Raw genomic sequence first — 20,304 nt, forward strand, 5'->3', positions numbered from 1 at the left:
AGGGGAGGAGACAGTGGTGCAAACGGAAACGCGCTTTGCCGCCCGCGCCAAGCGGCGGAGAATCAACCGTTGGCTCAATGGAGCTATTGCGGTTGTCGTGCTGCTCATTTTGATTGTCGGTGGGAACTTGCTTTTTGGCGGCGAACCGGGCGAGAAGGCGGTCGATCGCGAAGCAAAAACAGAAGCGGCCAACGCGAAGCGAGTGGAAGTGGAAACAGGTGAAGCGGTGGAGCCGGCGGAAGCCGAAACGCGCGCTGAGGAAGAAGACGCGGCTTCCACCGATGAAACGAGCGAAGCGGGCTCGACAGAAACGCCGGGCCCACCGGGATCCAACATTGAAAAAGAAATCGTCAACCCGGCATGGCAGCCGATCGGCACGACGCAATCGGAGCCGCATGAAACGGTGTTTAAGAAAGATTCGGTCGACTGGAAGGAAATGCTCGATGCCGTCAGCTATGCGACCGGCATCGCCCCGGAGGAGATGATCGTTTGGTTCATCGGCAACAACGGGCCGAACAAAGCGATCGCGACGATTTCGACGAAAGATCAAACCGCCCATTACAAAGTGTACATTGAATGGGTGACGAACGAAGGTTGGAAGCCGACGAAAGTGCAAAAGTTGAAGCAAAAGTCGTAAGCGGCATAATGAAGGGAAGCGGGGATATATTCGAAACTTCAACGGCATCAGTGAAACAATGGCGGTTCATTAGCGGCGGAAAAATACACAGGCGCCCAAAAACGAAGAGCGCCTGTTATTTTTTCGCTTTGAAATGAACGACCGCGCTGTACCACCGCTTTCCGTTTTCCATGACATGCATTTGATGGGATACATGATGGACGGAAAGCAAGAGCGCCTTGTTATGTTCAATTTGTTCGTTGATTTTTTTCTCGAGCGCCCGCAAATCGTCCGCTTCAAAAAATTCGATTTTATCCTCGATCAAATCAAGAGAAATGTTAGGCATCGCTCTTCCTCCTTTCCATTGTCAGTGTAGCAAATTTTCCCGCCTTCATCCACCGGTGTACAAGGGGGAGCAATACGAACGAAACTGGATCGTTGAACAAGGGAAAAACATATGCTACAGTAAGAGCAGGTAATACAAAAAAACATACTATATTGATGGAAATTATAAACTTTTTTGGGGTGTGACCATATGGGCAGGGAGTTTCTTAACTTGTTTGAGCAATGGGCGGAATCGTACGACCGATCGGTCGAAGGATACGATGAGCAATATCGCGACGTATTTGCCGGTTATGACCGCATTTTAAGCACAGTTGCCGACAAAGCCGGCCAAGTCGTGCTCGAGTTTGGCGTCGGCACGGGCAACTTGACGAAAAAGCTGTTGGAACGCGGCAAGCAGGTGTACGGGATCGAGCCATCGGCGCCGATGAGGAAAAAAGCGGCGGAAAAGCTCAGCGGGCGAGCGGTCATCCTAGACGGCGATTTTTTGCAATTTCCGACACCGCCGGAGCCGATCGACACAATCGCCAGCACGTATGCGTTTCATCATTTGACGGATGCGGAAAAAGACGAAGCGTTGGCCAAATATAGTCAATTGCTCCATCCGGGTGGTAAAATAGTGTTTGCCGATACGGCGTTTCGCGACAAAGAGGCGTTCCGCCGGGCGATTGAGGAAGCCCGGACGCGCGGCTTCCACGATTTGGCCGACGATTTGGAACGCGAATATTATACGACGCTTGACGTATTGGAATCACTGTTTTCCAAGCATGGCTTTTCCGTCTCTTTTGCGCAGCAAAACGCGTTCGTCTGGGTGATGGAGGCGGTGAAACAAACGACATAGAAAGAGGGAGAACGATGAAAGCAGCCATTATTGGAGCCATGGAAGAGGAAGTGGCGATTTTGCGTTCGCGCATGGAAGGGCGCGAGGAAACGGTCATCGCCGGGTGCGAATTTTCCGAAGGGCGCCTTGACGGCGTGGAGGCGGTGTTGTTGAAATCCGGGATCGGCAAAGTGAACGCCGCCATGGGAACGACGCTTCTGCTTGACCACTTTCGCCCTGATTTCGTGATCAATACCGGTTCGGCCGGCGGATTTTTGCCTTCGCTTCGTGTCGGAGATCTTGTCATTTCCGAGGAAGTCGTCCATCATGACGTCGATGTGACCGCGTTCGGCTACGCTTACGGGCAAGTGCCTGGCCTGCCGGCGCGCTACCGGGCGGATGAGGCGCTTGTTGAGGCGGCCAAGCAGGCGGCGGCGCGGCTTGATGGCCTGCAGGCAGTGACCGGCTTGATCGCCACCGGCGATTCGTTTATGAACGATCCAAAGCGAGTCGAATTTGTGCGCGGTCAGTTTCCGGAATTGTGCGCCGTCGAAATGGAAGCGGCGGCGATCGCCCAAGTGTGCGTGCAGTTTGGAACGCCGTTTGTCATCATCCGTGCGTTGTCTGATATTGCTGGTGAGGAGTCGGATGTGTCGTTTGAACAGTTTTTGGAGACGGCGGCGAAACATTCGGCTGAACTTGTCTTGTCGATGCTTTCCGTTATGAAGGAGAGACGCTAGGAAACAAAACGCCGCCGTTCCGTTGCCAAAATGAACGTGAAGAAACGGAGTGACTCGCATGCGCGTAGCAAAAAGCATCCATGAGTTGATCGGCCATACGCCGGTTGTCGAAATTACGCGCTTCCCCCTCCCGGAAGGCGTTCGGCTGTTCGCCAAGCTTGAATACTTTAATCCTGGCGGAAGCATTAAAGACCGGCTCGGACAAGAGCTGTTGCGCGAGGCGTTTGCATCAGGAAAACTGAAAGAGGGGGGCACGATTATCGAGCCGACGGCCGGCAACACCGGCATCGGTCTGGCACTGGCGGCGATCGGCAAAAACGTGAACATCATTTTTTGTGTGCCGGAAAAATTCAGCATCGAAAAACAACAGCTGATGAAGGCGCTCGGGGCGCAAATCGTCCATACGCCGACCGAGGAAGGAATGGAAGGAGCAATCCGCAAAGCGGAGGAGCTCGCCCGCACGATTCCAGGCGCCTATTGCCCCCAGCAGTTCCAAAACCCGGCCAACCCAAGGACGTATTACAAGACGCTCGGTCCGGAGCTGTGGGACGATTTGGACGGACAGATCGACATTTTTGTCGCCGGCGCCGGCTCCGGCGGCACGTTTATGGGGACAGCGACGTTTTTAAAAGAAAAAAACCCGGCCATTAAAACGGTCATCGTTGAACCGGAAGGCTCGATTTTAGGCGGCGGCAAGCCGGGTCCGCATCGGACGGAAGGGATCGGCATGGAGTTTTTGCCGCCGTTTATGGATCCGGATTATTTTGATGCCATCTACACGATCGCGGACGATGACGCGTTCCGGCGCGTCAGCGAACTCGCAAGACAGGAGGGGCTTTTGGTCGGCAGTTCGTCCGGCGCCGCGTTTCATGCCGCCTTGATGGAAGCAGAGAAGGCAAAGCCAGGGACGAATATCGTCGTCATTTTTCCGGACGGGAGCGAACGCTATTTAAGCAAACATATTTATGAAGGTGGGAGGTAACGATGAGGCGGAAAACAATGCTCATTCATGGCGGCATTCCGGGGGATCCGCATACTGGAGCGGTGTCGGTCCCGATTTATCAAGTGAGTACGTATAAGCAAGAAGAAGTTGGAAAGCATAAAGGGTTTGAATACTCGCGCACCGGCAACCCGACGCGTGCGGCGCTTGAGAAGCTGATCACCGACCTTGAGGGCGGCGAAGCCGGCTTTGCGTTTGCTTCCGGGATGGCGGCGATTACGGCCGTCATGATGTTGTTTCAAAGCGGCGACCATTTGGTGATCACTGACGATGTCTACGGCGGCACGTATCGCGTCATGACGAACGTGCTGAATCGGTTCGGGCTTGAGGCGACGTTCGTCGATACGAGCGACGTCGCCAACGTCGAGGCGCACATTCGGCCGAATACGAAAGCCATCTATATCGAAACGCCGACGAACCCGCTGTTGAAAATCACTGACTTGCAAGCCGCCGCCGCCATCGCCCGTGCGCATGGCCTGCTATTGATCGTCGATAACACGTTTTCCACTCCGTACTTTCAGACGCCTCTTGAGCTTGGCGCCGATATCGTCATCCATAGCGCGACGAAATATTTAGGCGGCCATAGCGACGTCGTCGCTGGGTTGGCGGTTGTCCGCACGCCGGAGCTTGCCGAACGGCTCCATTACGTGCAAAATTCAACCGGCGGTGTGCTCGGGCCGCAAGATTCATGGCTATTGATGCGCGGGATGAAAACGCTCGCCGTGCGGATGGAGGAACATGAAGAAAATGCGCGCCAAATCGCTGCTTTTTTGGCTGAACACAAGGCGGTCAAGCGCGTCCATTATCCAGGTCTTCCGGATCATCCGAACCACGAGTTGGCGAAAAAGCAAATGCGCGGATTTGGCGGCATGATTTCGTTTGATGTCGGCAGCCTCGAGCGAGCCGAGAAAGTGCTGTCGCGCGTTCGCTACTTTACGCTTGCTGAAAGTTTAGGGGCGGTCGAAAGTTTAATTTCGTTGCCAGGGAAAATGACGCACGCCTCGATCCCGAAGGAACGGCGCGAACAGCTCGGCATTACCGACGGCCTGATCCGTTTGTCGGTTGGGCTTGAAGATGTCAACGATCTGCTTGACGATTTGGCGCAAGCGCTTGGCTGAAATTGCTGCTCCCCCCTTCCGTCCATGTATGATACAGTGAAAGGGGAGAGGAGGGATCGGGCTTGAATGAGCAGCAACGAAACGAGCTGCGGGAAAAGGCAGGCGACTTTAAAACATACAGCCTCGTCTTGTTCGCGTTTGGAGCGTTTCTCTATTTCGGAACGGTCATCCCAGGAGCGGTTGAGACAGCGAAAAAACCGTTCGCCCTATTGGCAGTCACCGTCTGTTTTACCGCGTCGCTTTCCTGTTTGCGCCAAGCCGCCCGCTATGCCCGCCGTCTTGAGGAAGAAGAAAAGCGGTTCGAACCGTAAACCTGCCTTTTGGCCAAAAGGCGGGTTTTTGTTTAGCCATGCTGGCGTTCAAGGGAAAGCAAGCTTTTTTCCTATTTTGCAAAAAAACGGTTTACAATGGAAATAATTTTGGATATAATTACCTGCGTAGCATCATTTCTAAAGGGAGGTCGAAGACAATGACAATGATGATGTGGACAACAGTAACGCATCCATTCTATCAAACGGCTATTCGACCTTCCGCTGACCGGGAATGAACGTGCACCGATGATGAAAAACAGCGATCGGGCCGCAGAAGGGGAGTAGTCTCGCTTTCTGTGGCCTTTTTGTACGCTTAGCCGCAGAAACGACTTCCTTCTGCGGTTTTTTTGCATGGAAAGGAGGTGGGGAGGCATGACGATCCATTTGTTTTTTATCACGATCACGATTGAGCGGAGAAAGCCGCGGCAACGGAACATCGAAGAGGAGCGGTTCGCGCGTGCAGCCGAAGAGGAGTTGCTTGACCGCAAATGTTCCGCTCATCAACGGTTGTTTTAAAACAATGGAGATGAAAGGGGAGAAGATTCATGTCAATTGTACCAGTATGGCTTGTGATGTGGATGAAACAGACGGGAGACTCGACTTGACTCAGGCTAAAGGGGTGTTATCGGTGCTCCGCGTGCTGTTGGTGACGGTCGAATTTCACGAATTGTTCAAAATGTGCCGGAAGCGTTCCTTGTCTTCTTTGGTAAAATAAAATCTAGAAGAGAAGGTCAAGGAGGGAACGGGGATGTTCGCCATTGTCATGTCGATCATCATTACCGCGTCGATTGCGCTTGTTGTCGCCGCGGAAGTCAGCGTTGAGGCAAGAGCGTAAGCACGGCGGTTCTTCTGCATCCGGAGGGGATAAGCAGGCGGACCGAATCAGCAGAACGTTGGCATCAATCGTTTTTGATTGGTCAAGTCATTGCCGGCTCATTTCGGGCCGGTCTATTTTTGTCGTAAAGACACGGACAACATCGCCCCTGCATATACATAACGATAGGCGGTTTCCGCCGATGACAGCAGGCGGGGGTGAGAGCATGTCCGGCATTTTCACGGCGTTTACGTTTCTGTTGAAAGAGCTGACGTTTCTTGTCTCGTATATTAAAAACAATGCGTTTCCCCAGCCGTTAAGCGCTCAAGAAGAGGAAAAGTATTTGGCGCTGATGGCAAAAGGCGACGAGCAAGCCCGCAACCGGCTCATCGAACACAACTTGCGCCTTGTTGCCCACATTGTGAAAAAGTTTGAAAATACGGGAGAAGAGGTCGAGGATTTAATCTCCATTGGCACGATCGGCTTGATCAAGGCGATTGAAACCTATTCGCCGGGCAAAGGAACGAAGTTGGCAACGTATGCGGCTCGATGTATCGAAAACGAAATCCTAATGTCATTAGTGCGCGGAAATAAATTACAATGTATAATATAACGAACTTTCCGCACAAATCTGCAGCATTTTGTTTTCAATGTAATCTAAACGAGTGGCGCATACATCCACCGGCATTTTAAACACATCTTGCATCTCACATAATATAAAATCTCGTTTTGCTGATAAGTCAATATATGTAAGCATGTGATAAGGAATCGCCGCGAATAGCATAAACCGATTTGCCTGTATTTCTTGGTACTCTCGAAATGACTTGGACATGTTCGATTGATCCCCTACGTGCAACAATAAATGCCCAAGTTCATGGAAAAACACTTCACGCCGTTTAGCGGAATCAAAGCGCAAGTCTTTATGCAGACCAATAATGCGGCAATCATCCCAATAGCCGAATGACCTTGATGCATAAACGATAACAATGTCAAAGATATCCGCTAAATATTGCTCATCGAGTTGATACGGATACAAGATGCCATGCTGTTTATAAACGTTTGATATATGCATTTCCAGATCGCCAGGTTTATATAAATGGTTCATTTCTCCCTCAACCTTTGTTGTATGGTTTGCATTTAATTATAGAAACATACGTTCCTTTTTGCAAGAAGAAAATGGTATAAGGATGGGAAGGAGAGGATGCGGAAGATGATGGGGAATGTAAAGCATTTTAATAGTTCTGAAGCCACCCTCTCTAGGAGTGGCTTTTTTGGTGTTTTCTTGCCTGACGTTCTCTCCAGGGCAAAATTTTTGTTTCAACATATGTGATGTCTGATGTTCGCATTTTTCGCATATCGGCTTCCACGAGTGCAGCATTCGTAAACGTTCCAGATGTAATGAACCATGTTCCGATGCACCCGTGGTTCTTCTTGGTGCTGTCGAGTTCACGTATATCCTTAACCGTCACCTGGCTTTTGGAACGATAGTAATGCTTCACTTGTACCGCTATCTTAAGACCGTCTGCCTTATTAATAACAACGATATCAACACCCCCGTCTTTTGCTTCAGGGGTTTTGATCGGCCGCCAGCCGGTTGATTTTAAGTACAAATACACAAGTTGTTCGAATTCCAGCCCTGATAAATGCTCAAGTGGCGTTTGCAAAATAACGTGATCCGAACGGACGCCGTACTTTCCAGTTGCCGTTTTGGCGCCTTGCTTGGACTCTGATATTTTTTCTGAGGAGAGTGTCTTTTCCTTGTTGAAGATTTGACAGGGATTAATGATTCAATCAGAGCGATAACAAAGGCTGTTCCAAAAATCAAAAGTCCTAAGAAAACATATGGGTTGTTAAACTTTGGACGGATAAGAAAAATGACAATCAAAAAAGTGAATCCGCCTAATCTTGCCAGCGTTTGTCTATCTCGTTTATTCATGATTTTTCCTTTCCTGTTGGGCTCTCCATTTTACGTACTCAATATGTTTTTTTATTTCGTCGATTTCTTCTTCGGTTAATCCTTCGGTGTCGAAAAAGAAGAGATTTGTTTGTTTTTTAGATTCCACTGTTGTTTTGCCGGTCAGTAAATAATCTGTTGAAACCTCAAATAGATCGGCAAGCTTGAGAAGCGTTTCATAGTCAGGTTCTCTTTTTCCTTGTTCATACATTGCATAGGTAGTACGGCCTACGCCAATCTTTTTTGCTACATCTTCTTGTCGCATATTCAATTTACTTCTAAGTTCCTGTAAACGATTCCCTAAATCGACCATTGTTAACATCCTCCTTAGGTTTAATTATAGTCACAAAAAGTGACAAAAAAATAATTTACACAAATAGTGTATTTTTATATTGACATTACACGAATTGTGACATATACTTTGATTAACGATACGCGTTTTGTGACTTTAAAGGAGGTGATAACCTAATGAGGAAATGGCTTAAAAATATGCGTCTAAACAAAAAGATGACTCAAAAAGAACTCGCTGAATTAGCTGGGATCTCAAGGAGCACTTACGCTATGATTGAAAACGGCCAAAGAAATCCCAGCGTCGAAGTGGCAAAGCGAATTGCCAACGTTCTTTCTTTCGATTGGACATATTTTTTTGAAGACAAATGTCACATTTCGTGTATTGCAACTGCATAATTTAATGCCTATACATCCATTGTATTGAAAAGGAGTGAAAGAGTGAGAGTAAAAATTTCGCTGATTGTCGAGGAAAAAGAACACTTTAACAGAGCAATCGGATGCATTGATCATATGCTTGATGCAGTCATGACGAGAGATTATAAAGCTGCACGGCAAGTCATTAAATCGTTTGAGTCTGTGTTGGACAAGTTGCAAGAGATTGAGATGAAAAAAGCTCGGAGCATGGGGCTATAAGGGGAGTAAGGGGGAACTTGGATGAAAGTAACGATCATCAAAGGCCCAATGTTTAGCCAGGTCGAGAAAGACGTATATGCGTACTTGGCTAAAGTGTTGCCGGAAGAATATAAAAAAGCGCAAGAAAGACGTTGCACTGATGAAAAAGCATCATAAAAAGCAGCAAGCGCCCTAACGCTCACCGCCCTAAAAAATATGCCTATTAAAAATATAACATAATGAAGAAAGTCCAAAAAGGGGGACTCCGAATGGTGACAAAACAAAAAGCTGATCCGATGCAAAAATATGTTCCGATTGTAATGCAGTGGATCGAAGAGGCGTTTGATATGACCGCTATCCAAGTCGAAGATTTTTCCGTGTTTCCGGCAGGAAAGCTGATTCGTGATGAAAACGGACACACCATGGTAGTGTTTTATGACGTTTGGACTGATCAAGTGAAATATACATTCCCAAAAAAGTGAGGATCACAGTATGCAGGCAGCACTTGACTTTCAAATGAGTCTTGAGAGGCTTTTTCCATCAGTGAAAAAGCCCCTCAAGATCATTCGACTAATTGGCTATTCGCGAATGAACAATGAATCCGATCCGCAAAAAGCATACAGCGTGGCAAAACGACCGTGCATGAAAGGCTGGCAAGATCTCAATCGTCCAGGCATGACAGAAGGCGAGATTCGGTCTTGGCTGCGGCAAAAAGGATGGATAGGTCTTGTCATCCCAGACGGTTACGATGTCATTGACATCGACGAGCAAAAAGAAGGGGAGCTGATTTTCAAAGCACTTTTGCGCGAAGGATATAAATTTCACGCAATTCGAACGGTACGAGGGTATCAATTTTTCTTTCGTTCGACCGGGAAACTCAGAGGACAAGATGCAACAGTGCTCATGGCTGGCGGCTTTGTCGGCGACTATCGTCTTTCCGGACGCGGTCAAGTCGTTCTTCCAAGTGAAAATACAGGCGGCCGCGCATGGGTACATATTGCAGACGGGGAACTTTCGCCGATGCCGATCTATTTTGAGCGGTTAAAAAAGATTGATAAAACGCAGCGTCCGTTTCCGATTCCGATGCACGAGGGAGGACGAAACAACGCGATGTACGCGCATTGCTGTCGGCTCGTTGAATTTGGCTACACACAAGAGCAAGTGCACGAAATAGCTAGTTTCCTAAATCGCTATTTTTTCCTTCCTCCGTTAGACCAGCGCGAATTTGCAAACACATTGAATAGCGCGCTGAAACATGAGCCAAGCGGAACGAATTATTCCTCTCCGCCGCCGGTGACTTCTTCAGCACGAAAAGAAGGAGAGCCGAAAAAGTTCAATCTAACGGAAATGGGAAATGCCGAGCGTCTTGTGGCGCGCAACGGTCAAAACTTGCGCTATTGCGTTGAGTTTGAAGAATGGCTCATTTGGGACGGAAAGACGTGGATTGAGGATAAAAAGAAACAAATTGAGCGCATTGCAATTCGCACGTTTCGTGAAATGTACGCCGAAGCAGCGCATGAAGAAAACAACGATGCGCGAAATGAGTTGTTAAGATGGGCGAAAGCAAGTGAAAAAAGCTCGGTATTCCTTAATTCCATCGCACGAGCTGAGGCGATGCTGCCAATCAGTCAGGAAGAGTTGAACAAAGATAAATTCCTGCTTAATTGCGCGAACGGCGTTGTAGATTTGCGAACAGGGGAGCTTTTGCCTCACGAGCGAGAGTATATGATGACGAAAAACACCAATATTCAGTACGATCCGAACGCGAAATGCCCGACATGGATAGCCTTTCTTGAGTCGATTTTCCGAGACGGCGACGAAGTGAAGCATGACATTATCAACTTCTTGCAAAAAGCGATTGGCTACGCACTTACAGGCGATATAAGCGAGCAGGTTGTTTTCTTCCTTTGGGGAACAGGGAGAAACGGAAAATCGACGTTCATCAATACGGTGAAGGCTTTGCTGGGCGATTATGCAAAGCAAACGAATTCCAATACATTTACAGCAAAAATGAACGATTCCGGCATCAATAACGACATTGCGCGTTTGCACGGCTCACGCTTTGTGTCAGCTGTCGAAAGCGAGGACGGTCAACGTCTAAGCGAATCTCTAATTAAACAATTAACCGGCGGTGAGCCGATTACAGCTCGTTTTTTGAGAAAGGAATTTTTCGAGTTTGTTCCAGAGTTCAAGATTTTCTTTACAACGAACCACAAGCCGATCATTAAAGGCGATGATGAAGGAATATGGAGGCGTATTCGCCTTGTTCCGTTCACGTACACCATTCCAAAAGAAAAAGTGGACAAGCATCTTCCGGAAAAGCTCATGAATGAGCTTCCTGGCATTTTACGATGGGCGGTCGAGGGATGCTTGAAATGGCAAAAAGAAGGCTTAGGAGAGCCGGATGAAATCAAAAACGCAACAGACGAATACAAAGACGAAATGGACCTTCTCAGCAATTTCTTGAACGATTGCTGCGTGATTCATCCAGGCGCAAAAGTCCAATTGAACGATCTGTACAAAGAATATATCGACTGGTGCGAGGAAAACAGCGAAATTGCGATGAAAAAGCAAAAGTTTTCGGCGCGTTTAGTGCTGCGAGGATTCGAAAAACGAAAATCCACCGGAAACAAAACATTCTTTTTCGGCATCGGTCTTTCAACCGAAAGTTACAAAGTTACCTCGAGTTACCTAAATTCCAGTAAATCTCCATAGGAGAATTTTTTACGGAAATACTAGAAAATAAGTCACTTGATGTAACTGGTAACTTAGTTGAGGAAGAAATATAGTTACTTAGTTACCATGAGTTACCCGTTTTTCGGGATATTCTCTCTAGGTGAATTATACGGAAAATAACGCTTTTTAAGTAACTTGAAGTAACTAAGTAACTGATAAGGGGGAGTTATATGTTATATAACATTTTTTACAGATTAGAAAATCTAAATATTCAAATAAAGGTAAAAAACAACAAGATCAGATTGCTTTATAAAGATGGAAGCTTGCCAATGGATTTAAAAAAGCAAATCCAGCAGCATAAGGAGGAAATCAAAAGGCGGCTGAAAGAAAATGAACAAGCCCGTCAGTATGGATTTTTGATATATGCGTATGGAGAGCTTTATGAGTTCCGATATGGGAAGGGCTCGTACTTGTTTATCGAACGGGAAGGAAATAAAGCTATCGTTTGGAGAGGAAGCTACATTCACGGTGATCCCCGTCCGTACCGAATAAAAGTTTTAGCTAATCGTGTTTCTTTTCATGATGCGTTGGCCGAAGCAGTTGGTTTCGTAGAATGGCTAAAAAGGCAGGAACATTCTCTAAAGAGGGGGGAGTAACATGACTGCTTTTAAATTATACTTGCGCGAAGCGATCGAACAAGTTAGGGGAAAACGGATTGAGCAGTTGCAGGCTGCGGGGTACAGAAAAACGGTTGAGGGACGTTTATTGAATGAATTAACGCTGTCAGAACTGAATCACGAATATTATTGTCTTAAAGAAAAGAAGGGGAAATGAGGAATGTTTCGATTTTTTTGTGAACAGTGCGGATTTGAAATTTGGAGCATCGAGGTAATTCCTAAGCTGAAATGCCATTGCGGAATATATTCTCAATGTGAAGAAAAAGAGTGTGGGATCGATGAATAGCAAAGTAAAGGATTTCTTGGAGACAGCAGTCTTGTCTGGCTCTTTTCTGATTATCATGGGAGGATTCATCTACTTTCTAGTCCGGTGATGGAGGGAGAAAAATGTATTTGTCCCAGGTGAAATCAAATGGCAAGCGATATATTTATCTGTGTGTGTATGATGGTAGTCAGGAATATTCAACGAGACGCGAACGGCGAGTATATGCCTTCGGGGAGGCTAGGCAGGCGTTGAAGAAGATGCGCCGGTGGAAAAGGAAATTTTATGAGTTTCCACAAGAACTAAAAGAACTTGGATGTTCAGAACAAGATTTAAACGACTGGATTACAACGATTGAAACGGGGAAAACAAAAACGGGAAGGAATTTTATAGTAAACGTGTAAGGTTTTAAAGATATTATATATATCTATAAAAATGCACGACGAGGTTTTTAATGTTTTAATCTATACGGAGAATAAAGCAGAATTTTATAAAAGGCATGTTGGCCGGGCGAAGACAGCTTTGCCCGGTTTCTGCACTGATATGACCAAAATTTTTTGGTGATATGAAAGAGCCAAGCAGGCTTGTACATTTAAATTGTGAGGGGTGAATATTATGAATGGCCAATCATCCAATATTACATATGTTGAGATGCGCGAACATACCGTCATCGAAACGAAAGAAGGAAATATTGTGGTCATACATGAGATCACCCTTGGCGATGTCGTCATTTCTGTTATATTGGCGGCTATGTTGATTTTTATGGTGCTAGAGCGATTTATGAGGAGGTAGGATGATGTACAGCCTTATTTTCGCAACTCCTAAAGATATTTTAGGTGCCTACCTCGTCATCATCGGATCGTGCTTGACTATGCATCCCATCACCATGTTTTTGGTTTCGGCTCTGAAAGGGGCGAAACAGCGATGGTAACAACAGGGACGCTGGTTGCCTATGCCTTTAAGGTCGTATTTGGTAACGGCGATGTCATCACTGCGCTAGCATCCTGGGCGATTTTTTTGACATTGTGTTTCGTGGCGACGGCGATTTATCAGGCGATTAGATAAGGAGGGGGGAGAAATGTCCAGTATCGGGAATGTATTCGATTGGTCGTTTTTTTGGGGCGTTTTTGGCTTTTTACTTAAAACAGTAGCTCCCTTCGTCATGCTTGTCGTCGCTATTGTCGCTGTCGGAATGTTGCTGCATGGCGTGATCGTGGCGATCAGATCGAGGTCGTGATAAGATGCCGCAGTTTCAGACGTTTTTCACGCCAGAGCGGTTGGATGAGTTTTGGTATTACGTCAAATGGATTTTGTTTTACGCGGCTCCTGCCATTATGATCATGGCGGCGGCCGGTGCTATATCACTGTTGATGATGATGATTAAAAAAAGTTTTGCCAATGAAAACGAGATCAACAAGGATGAAACTGAAGAATATGAAATACGACGATATTAGGGTTGATTTCAACTAGCATTTTGCTAGTGAAATAAATCATTTTATCAAGGAGGAATCATTCATGCCTGCTTTAGGTGCTGCTATTGATCTTTCTGGACTGACGTTGCCGTTTTCCGTATCGGACTTAATTGGAAGTGTCAACAGCCTCATTTCGTGGGTAGGACCGTTTGTTTTGCTTGCTTTGGCGCTTGGGTTTGCACCAAAAATCATTTCTTTTATTAAGTCTATTTTTGGACGCGCCACGGCTAAGTAATGAGCCAGAAAGGGGGAAGACAATGCCCCCTTTTTTAACATGGGGGGCGTGGGATGTATTATATGATTAAAAAGACGTGGATTTTTGTTGTAACAGTTGGCATATATGCGATGATCTTGCCCGCTCGGTCATATGCGGCTGATGCGGTATGTTCAAACGGTGAATGTATCTATGGATATTTTGGATCCCAAAGCGGCGATGCGATTCTTTGGGCAGATAGCATATATCATGATGACGACTGGACAAGGGTAAAAATACAAGGATCAGGGCAAGGTGCACTGCAATGGTTTGATGCGTCAGGGAATTTGTTGGGATCATCAGCATTAGCTGGATTTTCTGATTATAACTTTCCTCCAGGAGCAAAAGGTTTTAGGATTCGGGCGTCAGTAGGAGAATTTCATGCGTTAGAGGCATGGTCTGATAATGATTTATCAAGGCATGTAGTTTTTATGGGGGCTGATTCGGCTGGAAGCGGCTGTATTGGTTGCGACTTATTCAATTGTCCTGGGTGGAGTCAGTATATGGGAAAGCTCGATGAAATTAGGGATGCCATCCCTCCTGCGCCGAACTGGAACCAAGTCGCGTCCATTTTTCGCGATACGATTGTGCCGCGGTTGATCGCCGACATGGAGGTCATGCTTGGAACAGCGCCGACACCGCCGGCTGAACCCCCCGATTTGCCGGGTGTGGATACACATGACATTGAAACGAAAGTGCCGAGCATGCCCGATTCGGGGCTTGATACGTCGGGGTTCACGAAACAAAATATCGAAAATCAAGCGCCGGAAATTCCATTCCGAAACGATGACTCAGGTGGCTTTGACATCGTGAATCCACTCGAAACATTGCCGTCATTGCCGGACAAAATGCCAGAGCCGGGGAATACCGATGCAGGGGGGTGGGACGCCGGCCATCCTCAAGAACCTGAAGATGCGCCAATGCCTATTCCGAAAGACCAGGAAGGAATACCGGAACTCGGTGATGCACCAAAACCAAACCAAAACAACGACGCACCGCCAAGCCCCGGAGACAACATTAACAATCCACCAATACCGCAAGACGACGGCATGCAAGGTTCAAAATACTACAAAAAACACCCCGATGATCCGGATGGGAGTGGTTAAATGCGATTAAGATTAATTTCTATTTGTATATTTTTTGTTGCATTTTCTAAAAGCCTCGTCGCATCTGCAGCTGTCACTAGTGGATATGTGTCTCCTGGGATTATAAGTGCAGCCTCTAATTATGAGGCGCCGGGTAGCGAGACTAAAACAGTTGATAGCAATCTAAACACCTCTTATAACTTAGCGGGGAATGGATATGTCACGTATTCAATTCCTGTAGGCTCAACTTCAATGAAAATACATTTTCGAAGTCTGAGAGCTTTAGATGGAAGAACTGCATCATATCGTTTAATATTTTCAGATTCAAAAGGGATAGTTCAGGATAGCGGTGTAAACAGAATTTATACTGATTTAAAAGCGTATGATTTTGCTGTCCCTTCCTCAGCTACAAAAGTCACAGTTAAGTCTGAGTCTCGCGCTGATTATTTCGCGTTGATTGTGCACGAAGTCGAATTCGTTGCACCAATTGATAAGACGCCACCACATGAAGTAACAAATGTAGTAACGTCATCTACCGATACAGCGATTAATTTAACTTTTTATACGCCTAATGATAGTGATTTCGCAGGAACTAAATTGTATGTAGACGGTGTTTTAGTGGCTATGGGGAATACCAAAACATCATATCAATTAACCGGATTAAAACCTAATACCACATATAATATTAGAATAACAACATTCGACACCAATAATAATGAGTCAGACGGGATAACAATGTCAGTAAAAACTCTACCACCGGCTGATGTTACGAACTTAGAACTACATCCTTCGACTCACTCAATTTTAGCCCAATGGATAAATCCTGAATCGGTAGGATTTATGGGAAATGATCTTTATTTGAATGGAAATCTTATCGTATCTTTAGATAAAAATACAAAGTCTTATACATTTTTGAATCTTCATCCCAACACTTCATATGAGGTGAAAATTGTTTCGAAATACAACGAAGGATATTCCTCGCTGGGAAAAACAGCGATTGCAAAAACAACAATCCCGGTCGAAGATATTACAGATCTTCGGGTTGACGCAAAGTACGATCGCGTCAAACTGTCATGGACACTGCCGGATAGTGAGTTTTTTCGTTATGTGAAGATCTATCGGAAGAAAGTCAAGGAAAGGTCGTTTTGGAATCAACTGTTTGGCGCAACATCTGTTTCCGCCGCGACGACATCGGACGGCTATACGCCGATGTTTGAAACAAACGGAACGTACTGGACGGACTTGACCGTCACCCCAGACACGACATATTCATACAAGGTAAAGTCGGTCAATACAGAAGGAAACGAGTCACAAGGGGTAACGATTGAAACAACAACACCGTCTGAGCCTGTGCCGAAGATAGAGGGAGTATCGACGACTCAAAACAAAAACGGGGACTATGTCGTCACATGGACAAGCCCAAGCGAAGGAATAGTGAAAGTGGTGATCGGTGGAAAGGAATACACAGTCGTTGATGCAGCGACCCAGCAAGTGATGATTCCAAAAGAAGATATGAAGACCGACTTCTTCGGAGGATATGATGCCAAATTAGTTCCAATTGGAAAATTTGGGACAGAAGGGCATGCTGTTCAGGTTCCCACAGTTCAAGGCAAGAAGATTGAATTTCCGATATTATTCGATGATTTTGTGAAAACTGTTATCAACATTCTCACCTGGGCGGCGCCGTTAATTTTATTGTCGCTTGTGTTTATTTTTTGGCGGCCTTTTATCACGTTTTTGCGAAAAACGATTTTTGCTAAAGGGGGGCGTATTAAATCATGAATTTCGATATCGTGCAGGCAGTACTCGAAATCATTTTTAAACGTTACATGCCCTATGTTACGCCCGTCCTGTTTGTTTTCGCAGTGGCAATGTTCGGTGAAAGACTGATTGGGCTGTTATATAGTCTAATTCGCAGGTGATAACGATGATTTTTGCGCCGTTAGTATTAGGAGGCATACTCGGCGATGCGTTTGGGAAGCTCTTTAATGTCATATGGTCAGTCATAAAGTGGGTAGGGCGGCTGTTAAAAAAGCTGTTTCAGGGGCTTATTGATTTAATCGTCGGGTTTTTTGAAGTCATTTACGCGTTGATCGACGGGTTGCTGTACTTTTTATATAAAATCGGCGTTCTAGCTGTGAAGCTGTTTTTGCTTTTTTTCGAATTAACAAAGATGATTGTCTCGCTCTTTATCGGTTTTGTCAAGACACTGGCCAGCTTAGTGTATATCCCACGCAGCGGAAGCGGAAACGGCTATTCTGAAATGTTAGGCAAGATTTTTGCGGCTATGCAGCCTTTGAGGTTGGAGCCAATCGCCTATATATTGCTTTTTATCCTGTGGATGTTTACGGCTGTGGCAGCGATCAAGCTGCTGTCGTCGATCAGAGTAGGGGGAGATTGATAGTGAACATTAAAGAGGCTATACGCAGTTTCATTGATAAAATTTTTAATCCCCCAATCACATTTTTAGATATGGGCATAGAGAAGCTTCGCGCTGTTGGACAAATAACGGCGCAAGGGCTGAATGTTGGTAAATATCTTGCTGTGTTTGGCGATATGCCGACAGCCTGGCAACTTGTTGTTTCGTCAGCGCTAGCCTCCGTTGTCATTTTAGGATCGCTGCTGATTTTCCGATCAGTGATGCGCCTATATTACAGTCTGAAAGAAGGTGTGAAATGGTGGTAGATGCCTTTCTCTACATGTTTACGCTAGGGGCGGGTGCGGCGTCCGGCGTTGGCGTTGTTGTCTTTCTTGGATGGAAAATTGTTCAGTTTTCAAATAGAAAAACGAAAAAACAGCAAAGGAGGGTGGTAGTTTGATGATGCTAAAGAAAAAAGAAAAGGATGAGTTTTTCCTAGGAACAAACGATATTCTGATCGTGTTTGACGATGAACAAAAAACGAGCGATATACAGCGCATTGACGAGATTCGTGATGGAGCTGTATATGTGACAGGTAAATATAAAGTGCCCATACATGACTGCGAAATTACAACAGGCCAGGAAGGACGGCACTTTTTCTATCGTGCGCCGTCGCGGTCGGTGCAAGAAACACAACGATTGGCGGAGCTGGAAAAATGTATTGTTCTTCGCCAGATTACATCATATCGTCCTCCAGAACCGAACCAGCTTGATATGACGAAAATCCTTTTATTTGGATTGGTGTTCTTTGCATTTATTATCGTTGGCATATCCAGCTGTGGGGGAGGATCATGATGCAAAGCAATGCCGAAAAGTTACAAAGCGTCATTTCTGATGACTTGTTTCCGCAAGTGCAGCACATTTCGGATGTTAAGCAAGTCCTTGAAGAAATGACGACAAAAGCGCAAGAGCTTCAAGAATGGCAAATTAAAGCGATTTTGTTGCTCGAAAGCCTATCGAAAAATGAGTATCTGCACGGCAACAGCGATCCGTATCGCGAGATTATCAATTTCATCATGCAAGGCAAGGTTCTTGTCGCTGATCCGCAATACTACATCGATACGATCGAGGCGCTCATTCCGAAGCCACCAAAGCCGGTCATTGTCGCCCCGAATGGCGTTGAGAAGGGAGGAAAACGGTAGTGGCACACCATTTCTTCATACAAGGCCCATTAGGCGCTGGGAAAACGTTGATGATGTCGCTTTTGGCGCATCATTGGCGAGAAAAAGTTCGTGCGCTTGGCGGAGATATTCAATTGTTTTCGAACTACGGTCTTAAGGACTCGATGCCTCTTGAGCATTACACTGATTGGTACAAAGTGGCCGAAGCACAGGGCAGCATTTGTTGCTGGGATGAAGCACAAATGGCATTCTCAAACCGGAAATGGTCAAAATATGGGGCAACGATCGCGACGGAAGTCATGATGTTTACGCGCAAAATGAAAAGCGTGCAAATCTATTGTTCCCCAAGCATAAACAACGTTGACAGTCGCATCCGGCAGATCGTCGAGGTTCTGATTAATGTCCGAAAAATTGGTGATCGCGGATTTGCAATCCATTTTACTGATTATCAAACGGGCGAGTTTATGCATCGGCAATTTCTCCCGATGTGGAAGGCGAAGAAGATATTTAAGCTAGGGCTATATGATACGGACACGATGGTGCTGGGCTTCCCTCTACCCTCTACTGAACGGGAAGGAAATGAATTTTTCCAAACGCTTGAGGAAATACATGAACAATCGCGCCAAACCGTAAGGAGGGCTGCCCGTGAACTATTCACTGGTGCCGGAGCATTATAAAGATAAAGATCCGCGTACGTTGTTGTATCATTTTCCATCTATACCGGTTGTGAAATTCGCAAAGATCACACAACGGTTTTATTTCTTCAAGCAGCTTGAAGTGGCGCAGGATATTGCCAACCGATTGGGATATATTCTTGTGCCGTCCGTGTGCATGCATTGGGAGCGTGTTAAAACGTTTGCTGATCGCCGTGTCCGGATCGGGCGAAATTCATTTTTTATGATGCGTCCCAACGAGCTCACAGAATTAGAACATCGTAAGTTGCAAGACTATCTCGACGAAATAAGAAAAGGGGAGAAAAAATGATGATCCAGTTGAAGAGCCAAGATATGGGGATGTTGCTTTTCCATATGGGCATTATGCGTAAGGAAATCAAAAAGGCACTGAAACGAAATTATAGTTTTTTTGAGGCAAAAAAGCAGCTTGCTTGTTATGATTCGATTATCGAACTGTTCGGACGTGTTGTCGATGATGCAGGAGAACATCATGATATTTACATTGACCTGTCATATGAACAACGGGTGATGTTGTCATCATTTTTATCATCGTATATGGAGATTATCAAGCGCGAGGCCGGGCGTGAGAAGATTGATGCCAGCGACATATTGCAGACGCTTGAAAAATTACTTGTTCGATTGCAGGAGGGCCAGCATGTATATGCTGAAACTGTTTAAGCAGTTTGACTTTTGGCTAAGCCTAGCTACGGCCTTATGCGGCATTGCGCTTAGCTATATCATTGTCCCGTACTTGTTCCCCGATGTAATGCAAGGCATGTTCGCAACGTGCTTACTAATCGGCCTGTTTATCGGAGAGTTTTTGAGTGAGACGAAACATTTGCTAAAAGCATTAATCAACGAAAGATTTGTCGCAAAGGAGCATATACATGAAATCGGACCTTTAACAACAGGTAGCATGGTTGTACATGTTATCTGTTTTTTTCATGTGTACAAACGATAAGCGCATATCCTTCAGCAAGAGGGGGTATGCGCATGCGCGTCCGCATCATATATGGGGAGTATACTGACAAGGTCATTAAGGATTGC

At 46.0% G+C, this 20,304-nt stretch carries 33 protein-coding genes and 1 pseudogene; 30 read left to right on the plus strand and 4 right to left on the minus strand.

From position 1 onward, the window contains the following. The first annotated feature begins 13 nt into the window (after nucleotides 1-13). Complete coding sequence (locus tag BJQ97_RS04975) at nucleotides 14-637, plus strand: YrrS family protein (RefSeq protein WP_160155741.1); 624 nt, start codon at nucleotides 14-16, stop codon at nucleotides 635-637. Between the two features lie 115 nt (nucleotides 638-752). Here the strand turns inward: BJQ97_RS04975 and BJQ97_RS04980 are convergent, their stop codons facing one another. Continuing rightward, entirely contained in the window at nucleotides 753-962 is a 210-nt protein-coding gene (locus BJQ97_RS04980) for a YrzA family protein (protein ID WP_044730754.1), read from the minus strand. A gap of 189 nt (nucleotides 963-1,151) precedes the next feature. Here BJQ97_RS04980 and BJQ97_RS04985 point away from each other — a divergent pair, with 189 nt between their 5' ends. The 7 genes and pseudogenes from BJQ97_RS04985 to BJQ97_RS05015 all read left to right on the plus strand — a co-directional run. Further along, nucleotides 1,152-1,799 (plus strand): class I SAM-dependent methyltransferase, encoded by a 648-nt coding sequence (locus tag BJQ97_RS04985; RefSeq protein WP_160155742.1) that lies wholly within the window; start codon nucleotides 1,152-1,154, stop codon nucleotides 1,797-1,799. A gap of 14 nt (nucleotides 1,800-1,813) precedes the next feature. Then, entirely contained in the window at nucleotides 1,814-2,518 is a 705-nt protein-coding gene (gene mtnN / locus BJQ97_RS04990; protein WP_160155743.1) for a 5'-methylthioadenosine/S-adenosylhomocysteine nucleosidase, read from the plus strand. 58 nt (nucleotides 2,519-2,576) lie between these two features. Then, entirely contained in the window at nucleotides 2,577-3,500 is a 924-nt protein-coding gene (locus tag BJQ97_RS04995; RefSeq protein ID WP_011232019.1) for a PLP-dependent cysteine synthase family protein, read from the plus strand. Nucleotides 3,501-3,502: 2 nt separating this feature from the next. Beyond that, nucleotides 3,503-4,636 carry a bifunctional cystathionine gamma-lyase/homocysteine desulfhydrase gene (locus tag BJQ97_RS05000; RefSeq protein WP_160155744.1) on the plus strand — a complete coding sequence of 378 codons (1,134 nt, stop codon included), beginning with the start codon at nucleotides 3,503-3,505 and terminating at the stop codon, nucleotides 4,634-4,636. A 62-nt stretch (nucleotides 4,637-4,698) separates the two neighbouring features. Next, nucleotides 4,699-4,947: a YrhC family protein gene (locus BJQ97_RS05005; RefSeq protein WP_160155745.1), complete on the plus strand. Its 249-nt coding sequence runs from the start codon at nucleotides 4,699-4,701 to the stop codon at nucleotides 4,945-4,947. A gap of 372 nt (nucleotides 4,948-5,319) precedes the next feature. Beyond that, nucleotides 5,320-5,463: a YrzI family small protein gene (locus tag BJQ97_RS05010; RefSeq protein WP_011232016.1), complete on the plus strand. Its 144-nt coding sequence runs from the start codon at nucleotides 5,320-5,322 to the stop codon at nucleotides 5,461-5,463. 524 nt (nucleotides 5,464-5,987) lie between these two features. After that, nucleotides 5,988-6,341: pseudogene (locus BJQ97_RS05015) on the plus strand (sigma-70 family RNA polymerase sigma factor); the annotation flags it as partial. 15 nt (nucleotides 6,342-6,356) lie between these two features. Here the strand turns inward: BJQ97_RS05015 and BJQ97_RS05020 are convergent. From BJQ97_RS05020 to BJQ97_RS05030, 3 genes are all read right to left on the minus strand, one after another. Further along, complete coding sequence (locus BJQ97_RS05020) at nucleotides 6,357-6,866, minus strand: ImmA/IrrE family metallo-endopeptidase (protein ID WP_160155746.1); 510 nt, start codon at nucleotides 6,864-6,866, stop codon at nucleotides 6,357-6,359. Nucleotides 6,867-7,017: 151 nt separating this feature from the next. Next, nucleotides 7,018-7,425: a restriction endonuclease gene (locus tag BJQ97_RS05025; RefSeq protein WP_236567126.1), complete on the minus strand. Its 408-nt coding sequence runs from the start codon at nucleotides 7,423-7,425 to the stop codon at nucleotides 7,018-7,020. A gap of 264 nt (nucleotides 7,426-7,689) precedes the next feature. Then, complete coding sequence (locus tag BJQ97_RS05030) at nucleotides 7,690-8,028, minus strand: helix-turn-helix domain-containing protein (RefSeq protein ID WP_160155747.1); 339 nt, start codon at nucleotides 8,026-8,028, stop codon at nucleotides 7,690-7,692. 155 nt (nucleotides 8,029-8,183) lie between these two features. Here BJQ97_RS05030 and BJQ97_RS05035 point away from each other — a divergent pair, with 155 nt between their 5' ends. From BJQ97_RS05035 to BJQ97_RS05130, 22 genes are all read left to right on the plus strand, one after another. Next, the gene (locus BJQ97_RS05035; protein WP_025949296.1) at nucleotides 8,184-8,402 is read left to right on the plus strand and encodes a helix-turn-helix transcriptional regulator; all 219 of its coding nucleotides are present in this window, start codon (nucleotides 8,184-8,186) and stop codon (nucleotides 8,400-8,402) included. A 42-nt stretch (nucleotides 8,403-8,444) separates the two neighbouring features. Further along, nucleotides 8,445-8,639 carry a hypothetical protein gene (locus BJQ97_RS05040; RefSeq protein WP_160155748.1) on the plus strand — a complete coding sequence of 65 codons (195 nt, stop codon included), beginning with the start codon at nucleotides 8,445-8,447 and terminating at the stop codon, nucleotides 8,637-8,639. A 21-nt stretch (nucleotides 8,640-8,660) separates the two neighbouring features. After that, the gene (locus tag BJQ97_RS17865; RefSeq protein WP_268892785.1) at nucleotides 8,661-8,795 is read left to right on the plus strand and encodes a hypothetical protein; all 135 of its coding nucleotides are present in this window, start codon (nucleotides 8,661-8,663) and stop codon (nucleotides 8,793-8,795) included. 92 nt (nucleotides 8,796-8,887) lie between these two features. Then, complete coding sequence (locus BJQ97_RS05045; RefSeq protein ID WP_053003356.1) at nucleotides 8,888-9,100, plus strand: hypothetical protein; 213 nt, start codon at nucleotides 8,888-8,890, stop codon at nucleotides 9,098-9,100. A 10-nt stretch (nucleotides 9,101-9,110) separates the two neighbouring features. Beyond that, nucleotides 9,111-11,333, plus strand: a complete 2,223-nt coding sequence (locus BJQ97_RS05050) for a phage/plasmid primase, P4 family (RefSeq protein WP_236567127.1) — start codon at nucleotides 9,111-9,113, stop codon at nucleotides 11,331-11,333. Nucleotides 11,334-11,524: 191 nt separating this feature from the next. Continuing rightward, complete coding sequence (locus BJQ97_RS05055) at nucleotides 11,525-11,950, plus strand: hypothetical protein (RefSeq protein ID WP_160155749.1); 426 nt, start codon at nucleotides 11,525-11,527, stop codon at nucleotides 11,948-11,950. A gap of 1 nt (nucleotide 11,951) precedes the next feature. Beyond that, nucleotides 11,952-12,128 (plus strand): Fur-regulated basic protein FbpA, encoded by a 177-nt coding sequence (fbpA, locus tag BJQ97_RS05060; protein WP_160155750.1) that lies wholly within the window; start codon nucleotides 11,952-11,954, stop codon nucleotides 12,126-12,128. Between the two features lie 720 nt (nucleotides 12,129-12,848). After that, entirely contained in the window at nucleotides 12,849-13,025 is a 177-nt protein-coding gene (locus BJQ97_RS17320) for a hypothetical protein (protein WP_201451660.1), read from the plus strand. Nucleotides 13,026-13,157: 132 nt separating this feature from the next. Continuing rightward, nucleotides 13,158-13,298, plus strand: coding sequence for a hypothetical protein (locus tag BJQ97_RS17325; RefSeq protein WP_201451661.1), 141 nt, complete (start codon nucleotides 13,158-13,160; stop codon nucleotides 13,296-13,298). 13 nt (nucleotides 13,299-13,311) lie between these two features. Further along, a complete protein-coding gene (locus BJQ97_RS05070) occupies nucleotides 13,312-13,470 on the plus strand; it encodes a hypothetical protein (protein WP_023634628.1) in 159 nt (52 codons plus the stop codon). 4 nt (nucleotides 13,471-13,474) lie between these two features. Further along, nucleotides 13,475-13,687, plus strand: coding sequence for a hypothetical protein (locus BJQ97_RS05075; RefSeq protein WP_160155751.1), 213 nt, complete (start codon nucleotides 13,475-13,477; stop codon nucleotides 13,685-13,687). Nucleotides 13,688-13,748: 61 nt separating this feature from the next. Beyond that, nucleotides 13,749-13,940 carry a hypothetical protein gene (locus tag BJQ97_RS05080; RefSeq protein WP_023634630.1) on the plus strand — a complete coding sequence of 64 codons (192 nt, stop codon included), beginning with the start codon at nucleotides 13,749-13,751 and terminating at the stop codon, nucleotides 13,938-13,940. Between the two features lie 53 nt (nucleotides 13,941-13,993). After that, nucleotides 13,994-15,064, plus strand: coding sequence for a hypothetical protein (locus BJQ97_RS17330; RefSeq protein ID WP_201451662.1), 1,071 nt, complete (start codon nucleotides 13,994-13,996; stop codon nucleotides 15,062-15,064). Continuing rightward, on the plus strand, nucleotides 15,065-16,825 hold the full coding sequence (locus BJQ97_RS05090) for a fibronectin type III domain-containing protein (RefSeq protein ID WP_160155752.1): 1,761 nt from the start codon (nucleotides 15,065-15,067) through the stop codon (nucleotides 16,823-16,825). Between the two features lie 145 nt (nucleotides 16,826-16,970). Further along, nucleotides 16,971-17,444, plus strand: a complete 474-nt coding sequence (locus tag BJQ97_RS05095) for a hypothetical protein (protein ID WP_160155753.1) — start codon at nucleotides 16,971-16,973, stop codon at nucleotides 17,442-17,444. A 2-nt stretch (nucleotides 17,445-17,446) separates the two neighbouring features. Then, nucleotides 17,447-17,728, plus strand: a complete 282-nt coding sequence (locus tag BJQ97_RS05100; protein WP_160155754.1) for a hypothetical protein — start codon at nucleotides 17,447-17,449, stop codon at nucleotides 17,726-17,728. A gap of 133 nt (nucleotides 17,729-17,861) precedes the next feature. Further along, complete coding sequence (locus BJQ97_RS05105) at nucleotides 17,862-18,257, plus strand: hypothetical protein (RefSeq protein WP_407066450.1); 396 nt, start codon at nucleotides 17,862-17,864, stop codon at nucleotides 18,255-18,257. Beyond that, nucleotides 18,257-18,604: a hypothetical protein gene (locus tag BJQ97_RS05110; RefSeq protein ID WP_160157540.1), complete on the plus strand. Its 348-nt coding sequence runs from the start codon at nucleotides 18,257-18,259 to the stop codon at nucleotides 18,602-18,604. Before BJQ97_RS05105 ends, BJQ97_RS05110 begins: the two co-directional genes overlap by 1 nt. Then, on the plus strand, nucleotides 18,604-19,260 hold the full coding sequence (locus BJQ97_RS05115; protein WP_160155756.1) for an ATPase: 657 nt from the start codon (nucleotides 18,604-18,606) through the stop codon (nucleotides 19,258-19,260). The genes BJQ97_RS05110 and BJQ97_RS05115 overlap by 1 nt, the downstream gene beginning before the upstream one ends. Further along, entirely contained in the window at nucleotides 19,229-19,567 is a 339-nt protein-coding gene (locus BJQ97_RS05120; protein ID WP_160155757.1) for a hypothetical protein, read from the plus strand. Before BJQ97_RS05115 ends, BJQ97_RS05120 begins: the two co-directional genes overlap by 32 nt. Next, entirely contained in the window at nucleotides 19,564-19,935 is a 372-nt protein-coding gene (locus tag BJQ97_RS05125; RefSeq protein WP_160155758.1) for a hypothetical protein, read from the plus strand. Before BJQ97_RS05120 ends, BJQ97_RS05125 begins: the two co-directional genes overlap by 4 nt. Further along, nucleotides 19,913-20,218, plus strand: a complete 306-nt coding sequence (locus BJQ97_RS05130) for a hypothetical protein (RefSeq protein WP_160155759.1) — start codon at nucleotides 19,913-19,915, stop codon at nucleotides 20,216-20,218. Before BJQ97_RS05125 ends, BJQ97_RS05130 begins: the two co-directional genes overlap by 23 nt. Nucleotides 20,219-20,304 lie beyond the last annotated feature (86 nt).

The sequence above is a fragment of the Geobacillus sp. TFV-3 genome (assembly GCF_009901865.1).
Taxonomy (GTDB): Bacteria; Bacillota; Bacilli; order Bacillales; family Anoxybacillaceae; genus Geobacillus; species Geobacillus thermoleovorans_A.